Source organism: Duganella sp. CF458, assembly GCF_900113115.1.
Lineage (GTDB): Bacteria > Pseudomonadota > Gammaproteobacteria > Burkholderiales > Burkholderiaceae_D > Rugamonas.
This window is the reverse complement of the sequence record NZ_FOOF01000061.1, coordinates 1-1089: the sequence shown is the minus strand read 5'-3', so window position 1 is coordinate 1089 and position 1089 is coordinate 1. Positions and strand designations below refer to the sequence as shown.

Genomic DNA, 1089 nt, shown 5'->3' with positions numbered 1-1089 from the left:
TGCGCTGGAACGTCTGGCCGTTCTGCTCCTGGACTTCGGAGATGCGGTTGCCCACCGCGTCGTAGGCATAGAAGGTCCAGCGGTTGGTGTTCGCCGCTGCGCTCATGCCGGTCACCAGTTCATGAATGGTGGCAACCTGGCAGGCGTCGTCGTAGGTGTACTCGACGACCTGGCCCTTGCTCGCCTGGGTGCTACGCACCAGCAAGCCAGCGTTGTCGTACTCGTTGATCGTGACGGAACCGTCCGCACCTGTCACCTTCTTCAGGCGGCCCAGCTTGTCGTACTCGTTGGTGACCGTGTATTTGAGCGCATCCGTCGTCGTCTTCTTATGGCCGCTCTTATCCCAGGTCGTGTAGCTGGTGTTGTCCAACGCGTCGGTCGTCGAGGTCAGGTTGCCCTGCGCGTCGTGGGTATACCAGGTCGTCACACCCTCGCTCGTGGTGGTCAACGATGCATTGCGCGGCCAGACTCTCCTACCTTACGACATCGAGCTCAACAACAATCAGCATAGGACAATCCAAATCGCTCATAGCTGACGCAACGCCAAACGGACAATGCAGTTTCCCTTAAAAGAAACTAAGAACGACCAAAGCGCGTGCAGCTGTCCAATTGACAGACCTGGCACCGAATCATGGCACCGAATCAAAAGCACAGTTTGATCGGAAGAGTGGCGCACTTGGCGAGTCGATCAGCCTCGGCACCATTTGCGACTGGCTGCGGCGCTAAGGCTCTGAAATGCGAACCGTCCAATAGGCAGCCAAGCATCGTGTGCCGAGATACATCGCACCGAACAAGGGCATGGGGCGTTGATGCCACCAGCAAGAAAGATGCCGCCGGCAATACGCACTTCATTCTCGGCATCATCGACTGCGGCACCCGACTTTGCATTGAGCTCAGCCGCACGGTTTGTCAGACGTCGAAGTCCTTGCTGAACGAGCTCAAGGCGGCCGTTGCCACTCATGGAAAACCGCAGCGAATCTGTAAGCGGCCAGCTCTACCACTCTAGGCAGCATCACTAAGACTGCGTAGAGTTCGGGAATGGCAGCAACAAATCGATCTGGCTGTTGGGGCACGTCGGGAGACGTTCCA

1 protein-coding gene is annotated in these 1089 nt (G+C 57.5%); it reads right to left on the bottom strand.

Going from position 1 to position 1089, the window contains the following annotated elements; translation table 11 throughout:
• The coding region (locus BM269_RS28940; protein WP_139232920.1) for an RHS repeat protein at positions 1 to 448 on the bottom strand (448 nt) is incomplete at its 3' end.
• Between the last annotated feature and the right edge of the window lie 641 nt (positions 449 to 1089).